At 58.6% G+C, this 9,403-nt stretch carries 7 protein-coding genes and 1 riboswitch; of the genes, 3 read left to right on the forward strand and 4 right to left on the reverse strand.

The genetic code is table 11. The features are described from left to right. Window positions 1–66 precede the first annotated feature (66 nt). Entirely contained in the window at window positions 67–396 is a 330-nt protein-coding gene (rpsT, locus tag NW815_RS11030; RefSeq protein ID WP_414331315.1) for a 30S ribosomal protein S20, read from the reverse strand. Window positions 397–483: 87 nt separating this feature from the next. On the opposite strand from rpsT, the gene NW815_RS11035 reads away from it, so the two are divergent. Then, window positions 484–1,848 carry a CRTAC1 family protein gene (locus tag NW815_RS11035; protein WP_414390947.1) on the forward strand — a complete coding sequence of 455 codons (1,365 nt, stop codon included), beginning with the start codon at window positions 484–486 and terminating at the stop codon, window positions 1,846–1,848. On the opposite strand, the gene moaA is transcribed toward NW815_RS11035, so the two are convergent. Further along, a complete protein-coding gene (gene moaA / locus NW815_RS11040) occupies window positions 1,845–2,822 on the reverse strand; it encodes a GTP 3',8-cyclase MoaA (RefSeq protein ID WP_414414078.1) in 978 nt (325 codons plus the stop codon). The genes NW815_RS11035 and moaA overlap by 4 nt on opposite strands. A 198-nt stretch (window positions 2,823–3,020) precedes the next feature. Further along, entirely contained in the window at window positions 3,021–4,928 is a 1,908-nt protein-coding gene (locus NW815_RS11045) for a cation:proton antiporter (protein WP_414390563.1), read from the reverse strand. Between the two features lie 265 nt (window positions 4,929–5,193). After that, window positions 5,194–5,289, forward strand: a riboswitch (Glutamine riboswitch). Window positions 5,290–5,368: 79 nt separating this feature from the next. Here NW815_RS11045 and NW815_RS11050 point away from each other — a divergent pair. Next, window positions 5,369–5,821 carry a DUF4278 domain-containing protein gene (locus NW815_RS11050; RefSeq protein WP_414390567.1) on the forward strand — a complete coding sequence of 151 codons (453 nt, stop codon included), beginning with the start codon at window positions 5,369–5,371 and terminating at the stop codon, window positions 5,819–5,821. A gap of 247 nt (window positions 5,822–6,068) precedes the next feature. On the opposite strand, the gene glnA is transcribed toward NW815_RS11050, so the two are convergent. Then, window positions 6,069–7,493 carry a type I glutamate--ammonia ligase gene (gene glnA / locus NW815_RS11055; protein ID WP_414390570.1) on the reverse strand — a complete coding sequence of 475 codons (1,425 nt, stop codon included), beginning with the start codon at window positions 7,491–7,493 and terminating at the stop codon, window positions 6,069–6,071. A gap of 467 nt (window positions 7,494–7,960) precedes the next feature. Here glnA and trxB point away from each other — a divergent pair, with 467 nt between their 5' ends. Further along, window positions 7,961–9,394, forward strand: coding sequence for a thioredoxin-disulfide reductase (gene trxB, locus NW815_RS11060; RefSeq protein ID WP_414390572.1), 1,434 nt, complete (start codon window positions 7,961–7,963; stop codon window positions 9,392–9,394). Window positions 9,395–9,403: the final 9 nt, after the last annotated feature.

Genomic DNA, 9,403 nt, shown 5'->3' on the forward strand with positions numbered 1-9,403 from the left:
TGCGGGGCTCCTGCGATTTCTAGCTGAAATCCCGCACAAGCACCACTTCCGAAGCAGCAGGAGAAGTCAATCACGCCCACCCAAAGCCTCAGCCTGGGATTTTTCCGAGGAAGCCACAGATAGCTTCACAATCCGGGCCAGCCGAGCCTTACGACGAGCGGCTGTGTTTTTGTGCAGGACGCCGGTTTTGGCAGCTTTATCAATGCGGCTGAAAGCAGCACTCATCGCCGCCTGGATTTCCTGCAGAGTTTCTTGCTGTGGGTTGGCGGCATAGGCAGTTGAGAGGGAGATCACTTTCTTCATCAGAGCGCGCACCATGGCTTTGGTGGCTTTATTGCGCAGCCGATTACGCTCTGCGATCTGAACGCGCTTGATGGCAGATTTGATGCGTGGCATGGTTGAAGGGGAAGTTCCAGCGAAGATCCAGCATACCATCAGAGCTGGAAGCTCCACCAGTTCCTATTGTTCTCCGATGGGATCCCCATGTTCCAAGATTGCAGCTCGCAGATCCGCTTTAACCCACCTGCCCTTTTCTACGGGGTTGCCGCTTGCGATTTGGATCGGGATGGGGCCTTTGAGCTGTTTGTGTGCGGGTTCCGCGGCTCCAATCGAGTCTTGAAGTGGGATGGGCAAACCTTGGTGGATCAAGCAGACGACACCCTGGCCGATGCAGGGCGCATGGCAATTGGGGTGGCTGCCGCCGACTTTGACGGGGACGGGCAGGAAGAACTTTATGTCTTGAACACCGATACCTTCGGCGGGCGCAAGCGCTTTGGGGATCGCCTCTTCGACTGGCAGGGATCCGCCTGGGTGGACCTGTTCTCCCTGCCGCAAAACCAAGATGCCCTCAACTTGACCGCAGGTCGCTCTGTAGCTTGTGTGGATCGTCTTGGCCAGGGGAGCTATGGATTTTTCGTAGCCAACTACGGCGGCCCTATGCGCCTGTATGAGCTGGCCTCCAACCAGATGATCGCCGATGTAGCGCCAGAAGCGAGACTCAATCGGGTGACGGGCGGGCGGGGTCTGGTGGCCTTGCCCTTGGTCTCGCAGCGGATGGACATTTTTGCCGTCAATGAGCAGGGGCCCAACTTTCTGTTTCGCAACCGGGGGGATGGCACCTTTGAAGAGATTGCCGCTGAGGTGGGCCTGGCGGATCCGGACGAGCACGGACGTGGCGTGGCGGCGGTGGATCTGGATGGGGATGGACGGCTGGATTTGCTCTACGGCAACTGGGAAGGCCCCCATCGCCTCTGGATCCAGACCCCCGACGGTTTTTTTAAGGATGTAGCCCCCCCGGAGTTGGCTAGGCCCTCCCGCATTCGCACGGTCATTGCTGCCGACTTCGACAACGACGGCTACCCAGAGCTGTTTTTCAACAACATCGGCGAGCCCAACCGTCTGTTTGCATGGCGCTCAGGCCGTTGGCAAGCCATCGACATTGGAGATGCTGCCGAGCCGCAGGGATTGGGGACAGGAGCAGCGGTGGCCGATGTGGATGGGGATGGTCGTCTAGAATTGTTGATTGCCCATGGGGAGTCTGGCGCCCAGCCTCTCAGCTTCTATCGCCCTCAGGCCAATGCCAACAACTGGCTGAGGGTTCTGCCCCTCACCCGCCAGGGAGCCCCGGCCCGCGGCGCGTTGGTAAGGCTGCTCACCTCCACTCGCACCCAAGTCCAGGCCATCGACGCCGGCAGCGGCTACCTCTGTCAGATGGAGCCGGTGGCCCACTTTGGCCTGGGATCCGAAACAGGGGTCAAGGAAATCCAGATCCAGTGGCCGGATGGGAAACAGTTGCAGGTGGCCCACCCACCGGTCAACCAGCTTTTGCGGATCCCTTATCCCCGCTAGCCGCCAATCTGAGACATGGTGCGCCGGTAGGATCCCTGGCTGCCGGTGTCCCGTCCTTTGAAGTTGATGTCCGGCTTGATGTCCAGCAGTTCTCGCACCTGCTGTCTTAGCCTTTCGGCAGGGATCCCAGCTCGCAGCGGATCCCGCAGGTTGATTTGGCCGGATTCGTTGAGCAGGCAAGGGCGCAGCCAACCGTCGCTGGATAGCCGCATGCGGTTGCATCGATCGCAAAAGCACTCCGACATCTGGCTGATAAAGCCCAAGGTGCCTTTTGCCCCCGGGATGCGAAACACATCTGCCGGCCCATTGCCGGCCACAAACCCGGGTTCCAGGCCAAAGCGAGCGCGAATTCGCTGTCGCAGCACCTCAGACTCTACCCAGCCCGTCTGCTGGAAGAGGGCAGCATTGCCGATGGGCATAAACTCGATGAAGCGCACATGCCATTGCCGCTCCAGGGTAAGGGCAGCCAGATCTTCCACTTCCGATTCGTTGAGCCCAGGGATCACCACCACATTCAACTTGAGGGGATCAAACCCCACTTGGTGGGCAACTTGGATCCCGGCCCAGACCTGCCGCCAGCGATCCCGCCCCGTGATCAGTCGAAAGGTCTCGGGGTTGAGGGAATCAAAGCTGATGTTGATGCGGCGCAACCCCGCTTCATAGAGGAGTTGAGCTTTTTGGCTGAGGTTGAAGCCGTTGGTGGTAAGGGCCACATCTCTCACCCCAGGCAGGCTGCATAGAGCCCGGATGAGGTGCTCCAGCCCCGGCCTGAGCAGGGGTTCGCCGCCGGTGAGGCGAAAGCAATCGATCCCCAACGGCAAAAACACCTCTCGAACCAACGTGAGGATTTCCTCATCCGTTAAACGCTCTGGGGCTTGCAGCCACGTCAACTCCGCCTCGTCAGGCATGCAGTACTGGCAGCGGAAATTGCAGCGATCGATCAAGCTGATGCGCAGATAGTTGACGGTCGGCATGGCAACCTATGCCAGAAACAGATGGGGCACCCCTCCCCCCAGAGTGCCGAGCAACGCCGAGGACCCTTTCCGTTGCCTCTGGAAAACCTCCCAGCGTCTCCATCCGCAAAGGCAGCGGGGGAACTGTCCCGAGGCTTGCAACTTGCAGTGGCCACACCTCCAGTTTGCAGGATACTACGAAGATTGAGGTGCAAATCTCTACTCGGCAGAGCCAGGGATCCCTGCCCATTCGGGTTGAACAGGCCGCTGCCAGCGTTCCCACCAGGCCAGCACAGACTCAGGTGGGTGGCTGTCGTGGCTGCCGTTGGCATTGGCGGGGAGGGGGGGAGAGGGAGGTGGGGCCGGCGGTGTCAGCCAACTGACAGGCGCGGGGATCAGACAACTGGGGTGGAGAGGGCGTAGATCGCGGTAGTGGCTGCTGCGAATGGCCAGGATCTCCTGCTGAATGATGTCTGGGGGTTCTCCCAACTCCAGCAACACATGGCTGCACAGCCCCAGGCTGGCCTCAAATTCGGGGTGGACGACTTCTCTGGCCCCCAACTGATAGAGCTGTTCGATGTCTTCCTTGTCGGTAGCTCGCACCACCACATCCAATCGCGGCGCCAACTCCAGAGCTCGTTTCAGGCAGAGGCGGATGCTCATGCGATCCGGCAGGGCAATGACCAGAGCGCGGGCCTGGGGCAGGCAAGCTTTCTCCAGCACCAACGGGCTGGCCGCATTTCCGTAGAGGTAAGGGATCCCACGGGAACGCAGGTGTTGGATCACCCGTTCTGATTGATCAATGACCAAGAGGGGGTGACGACGGGCTTCGAGAATGCGCACAATGTCTTGCCCCACCTGCCCATAGCCGCACACCACCACGTGCCCCTGTTGAGGAGCATCGGGGGCCAAAGCGCGGGGCCGCTCGCCCGATTCCAACCAGCGGGCCAAGAAGGGGATCCCGTGTAGCCCGGAAAACAGTCGAGGAGCGCCCCTCAGCAGAAAGGGAGTGAGCAGAAGGGTAACGGCTGTGGTGCTGACAATCAACAAATAGATCTGCCGCGACACCAATCCCAAAGCCTGCCCCTCGCTGGCCAGCACAAAGGAGAATTCGCCGATTTGCGATAGGCCCAGCCCCACCACCACCGCTGCCGGCAGAGTGTAACCAAACAGCCGCGCCAAGGGAGCCACGATGCAAAACTTGCCCACCATCACCAGACCCACCAGCCCCAGGATCAGCAACAGATGGCCGAGGATAAAGCTGGGATCGATGAGCATGCCGATGGCCGCAAAAAAGAGAGCAGCAAACACATCTCGCAAAGGCTCTACATAGTCCAGGGTTTGGTCGGCGTACTCCACCTCCGAGATCATCAGACCGGCAATGAAAGCCCCAATCTCGCTGGAAATGCCCAGCCGCTCCGTCAACAGGGCAATCCCCACGCAGAGGCTGATCACCCCCAGCAGAAACACCTCTTTGCTCTCTTGCTGAGCCAGCAGACGCAGGAAACCGGGAACCAGCCAAATCCCGCCTACCACCGCCCCCAGCCCCACCAAGCCGATTTCTGCCAAGGCCCTGGCCAGGGATCCCGCCAGCTCCGGCAGGGGAGAGTCCAAAGCCGGCAACACCGCCAACATCAGCCCCACCGCCAAATCTTGCACAATCAGGATCCCCAGCATGGCCTGGGCTTGGGGAGTGCCCATTTGGTTGGTCTCAGTGAGACTTTTCAGCACCACGGCAGTCGAGGACAAGGAGAGCACGGCCCCCAAAAAGATCCCTTGCACCGGCGTCAACCAGCCGCTGACCACCGCCAGCACCGCCGTGATCAAAATCGTCAGGCCAATTTGCAAAATGCCTCCGCCAACGGCGATCCCCCGCACTTTGCGCAATTCTTTCAGGGAAAACTCCACCCCCAAGGTGAACAGCAAAAAGGTCACCCCAAACTGGGCCAAGGTTTCCACCTGAACCAACTCTTTGATCCACCCCAACCCGGTTGGCCCCACCAAGATCCCGGCCAGTAAGTAGCCGAGCAACACCGGCTGCCTCAGCAGCGAAGCCAAGAATCCACCTGCTGCCGCTGCCGCCAATACCGTCACAATGTCCAAAATCAGACGAAAGTCTTCCTGCACAGGGCACTCACCGAGGAATGTGAACTTTTGTAGCCAATCCTGAGGATTCTTCCACGATAATGCTTCCTCTGGCATCTCGGACAGAGCGAAGAACTCGGCTTCAAGCTCTGCACCCTGCTGCCCCCGAGGATCCCGGCTGGCCCAGCCCGGATTCAGATCCAGCCTGGATTCAGAGGAAGCTGGACGGAAACTCAGTGGAAATTTTTGTTAAAAGTTGCTGACAACACCCCAAAACCGTAGCTTATAATACAGAATGTAGATAGAAATCGTTCATCCTCTCGCGTGCTGGGCGGCTCATCATGGGTAGAGCGACATCGCAGCCAGAGGACGGAAGTAGGGAGAGATCCCGAAGGAACGCGCCTCAACTCTTCTGGTAACCGTGGGGCTTCTCTTGGGAGAAGGCGAACGGATGAAAACTCAACTCATTGGAGGCGAAGATCATGGAACTCTTTTACCGTGGCGTCGATTACACCCCCTCTTCTGCAACAGCGGCGGTTTCTCCCGGCAAAGTGGGGGGTCGTTACCGGGGGCTGGACTGGCGGTTCCGCCATCTGACCAAGCCGGTGGTTTTGCCCACCAACCTTGACCTGCTCTATCGAGGTGTGGCTTATCATCCCAAGGCGGTCGAAGGATCGGCTCAACCCGTTCAGACGGCAGAGGCATCTGCCCCGGTGGCTGCTGCTGGCCGTTCTCACCTCTTGGACGACCTGTCTCGCCGCTTGATGATGAGCCATCAACGCTTGATTCGGATTCGCCAGCAATCCATGCTGCTCCGCGGTACAGAGCAGATTGGCCTGCATGTCAACGTGCGCAACTTCTGGAACCGCATCCAAGGAAAAGTGCATCCCACCTTCCGGCTCAACTACGACCGTAGCCGTGTTAGCATGAGCTAATCTGCCCGTAACTGTTGATGCTCTGGCATGAGCTCAGCGAGAAGGGATCCCGGCTGGGGATCCCCTTTTGGTTTCTGGGTTGAGCTTCCTCAGGTCGATGGACGGCACAGGACGCTTCAACGCTGGCACGAGGTGCTGTTGACCAAAAGTAGCTAAGTTGCCCAAGGGATCCACAGTTTGGGAGTGCCGTTTGCTCAGAAAAAACGGGATCCCATCAGGGATCCCGCTGCAGAATCGGCCACACCGCTTAGGCGTCGAAGTAAAGGGCGAACTCGTAGGGGTGAGGCCGCAGATTGATGGGGTTGATCTCGTTGTCGATCTTGTACTCGATATAGGTCTGGATCAGATCTTCGGTGAAGACGCCTCCCTCCAGCAAGAAGGCATGATCCTTCTGCAAGCTTTCCAGAGCATCCAGCAGGGATCCAGGCGTGGAAGGGATCTTGGCCAGCTCTTCCGGCTCCAGATCGTAGATATCTTTGTCCAAGGGCTCGCCGGGATGGATCTTATTCTTGATCCCGTCCAGGCCAGCCATCAGCATGGCCGAAAAGGCGATGTAGGGGTTGCAGGTGGCATCCGGGCAGCGGAACTCCAGACGCTTGGCCTTGGGATTGTTGCCGGTCACCGGAATGCGAATGGCAGCGGAACGGTTGCCCTGGGAGTAAGCCAGGTTCACCGGCGCCTCGAAGCCGGGCACCAAGCGCTTGTAGGAGTTGGTGGTGGGGTTGGTGAAGGCCAGGATTGCCGGGGCATGCTTGAGCAAGCCACCGATGTAGTAGAGAGCTGTCTCGCTCAGGTTGGCATAGGTGCCTTCGCTATAGAACAAAGGCTGGCCATCCTTCCAGAGGGACTGGTGGGTGTGCATGCCGGTGCCGTTGTCGTTAAATAGGGGCTTGGGCATGAAGGTGACGGTTTTGCCGTGCTTGCGGGCCACGTTCCGGATCACGTATTTGTAAACCATCATGTAGTCGGCAGCCGTGACCAGATCGGCAAAGCGATAGCCCAACTCCCCTTGCCCGCCGGTAGCCACCTCGTGGTGATGCTTCTCGATGGGCACCCCCAACTTGCCCATGGTCAGCAGCATCTCGGTGCGGATGTTTTGATGGGCATCGGTGGGCGGGGCCGGGAAATAGCCCTCTTTGTAGCGAGGCTTGTAGCCCAGGTTGCCACCTTTCTCCTCGCGGCCCGAGTTCCAGCGACCTTCGATGGAATCCACGAAGTAGTAGGCCGAGTTTTGGGTTTGGTCGAAGCGAACATCCTCAAAAATGAAAAACTCCGCTTCCGGCCCGAAGTAAGCCGTATCGGCAATGCCCGTCGATTGCAGATAGGCAACGGCACGGGCGGCAAGGCTGCGGGGACAGCGGCTATAGGGCTGGCCAGTGCGCGGCTCAACAATGCTGCAAGTTATGCTGAGGGTGGGCACCTCCAGAAAGGGATCGATCCAAGCCGTTCTGGGATCCGGCACCATGTACATGTCCGACTCGTTGATCGCTTTCCAGCCCCGGATACTGGATCCGTCAAAGGGAAGCCCCTCGGTGAAGGTTTCTTCCTTGATCATCGAGGTGTGGAAGGAAACATGCTGCCAGGTGCCAAAGATATCCACAAACTTGAGATCCACTATCTGGACGTTGTTGTCCTGGATCATCTGAAGCACTTCTTGGGGCGTGGATGCCATTACTCTCTCCTGATTGGGTTGCGGTTAAGACTGGGGGAACTGTGGCTGAAACAAATGGGATCCCAGCAGGTGATCCCCACGCTTCGACCCAGACAGGCCAAAAACGCTCACTCATCCTAGAAAGGCCAACACGGGTATTTTGTAGTTTCTGATACAAAATTCATTTGAGCTCCGCTTTCTGACCAAGACCAAATTGCTGGCCATCTCAGACACCTCTTTTCCTTCTGGCTTGGGTCAACCGGGATTGGGTGTTGGGGATCCAGAACTTGAGCAATGGCCGCCACCCTGCCAACCTCTGGGCAGAAATAACCGGATGGGGCGGGCAAAACCCTGCCCCGGTTGCCTGAGGCGAGCGAAAATTAGGATCAGCAGGCCCCCAGCTCGCCCGGTTTGCCAAAGGGTGTTAAGCTAAAGCGTAGTCGTTATGAGTTTGACTTTTAGTCCTGTTGCAGAAGGAGAGACATCGGATGGCAGAGCAAAATCGGGTTGAGAATGTGGTGATCATCGGCTCCGGCCCTGCCGGGTTTACAGCAGCCATTTACGCTGGGCGTGCCAACCTGAAGCCGGTTGTGTTTGAGGGGTTCCAGGCGGGCGGGATCCCGGGCGGGCAACTGATGACCACCACCGAGGTGGAGAACTTTCCGGGCTTTCCCGAAGGCATCACCGGCCCCCAACTGATGAAGAACATGCGAGCCCAAGCGCAGCGGTGGGGGGCGGAACTCTACACTGAAGATGTCACCTTCGTCGATTTAAGCCAGCGGCCCTTTGTCGTCCGTTCTGACGAGCGGGAATTGCGCACCCACAGCCTGATCATCGCCACCGGGGCCACAGCCAAGCGCCTACACCTGCCCGGAGAGGAGACCTATTGGAACCGGGGCATGTCGGCCTGTGCGATCTGCGATGGGGCTATGCCTATGTTCAGAGGGGTGGAACTGGTGGTCATTGGCGGCGGCGATACTGCTTGTGAGGAAGCCACCTACCTGACCAAGTTTGGATCCCATGTGCATATGCTGGTGCGGAGTGACAAAATGCGGGCCAGCAAGGCCATGCAGGATCGTGTTCTCAACAACCCCAAGATCACTGTGCACTGGAACACCGAGGCGGTGGAAGTGATGGGCGACGGCCTGCGCCTGACCGGGGTGAAAGTGCGGAACAACCAAACCGGCGAAATACGCGAGATGTCAGTGGGTGGCCTATTTTATGCCATTGGCCACAAGCCCAACACCGACTTGTTCAAAGGACAACTGGAACTGGATGAAGTCGGCTACATCGTCACCCGCCCGGGATCCGTGGCCACCAGTGTGGAGGGGGTGTTTGCCGCCGGCGACGTGCAGGATCACGAGTTTCGTCAGGCGATTACCGCTGCCGGCACTGGCTGTATGGCGGCCATGTTGGCAGAGCGCTGGCTCTCGGAACACGGCTTGGCCCAGGAGTATCACGTCCTTCCCCAAAGCCATCCTGAACCCAGCCCTGCTGCGACTTCTGCGGCAGAGTCTGCTGGGGATCCTGCTGTTGAGGAGGCCAGCTTTGAGGAGAATGGACAGGATGACTTAGACTTCAGCAAGACTTGCCATGAGGGGAGCTATGCCCTGCGGCGACTCTACCACGAAAGCGATCGCCTGCTCATGGTCAAGTACACCGCCCCCACCTGTGCCCCTTGTCATGCCCTCAAGCCGATCTTGAACAAGATCATCGATGAGTTCTCGGACAAGCTGCACGTGGTGGAGATCGATATTGAGAAAGATCCGGAGATTGCAGAGGCAGGGGGGGTGGCGGGCACCCCGACGGTGCAATTTTTCAAAAACAAGACGCTGGTGGCCCAGTTGGTGGGCGTTAAGCCCAAGTCCCAATATCGAGAGGTGATCCAGGCTAATTTGTGTGAGCATGACTCTAGTCAATAATAAGCTCAA

Source organism: Synechococcus sp. R6-7 (assembly GCF_047461695.1).
Classification (GTDB): domain Bacteria; phylum Cyanobacteriota; class Cyanobacteriia; order Thermostichales; family Thermostichaceae; genus Thermostichus.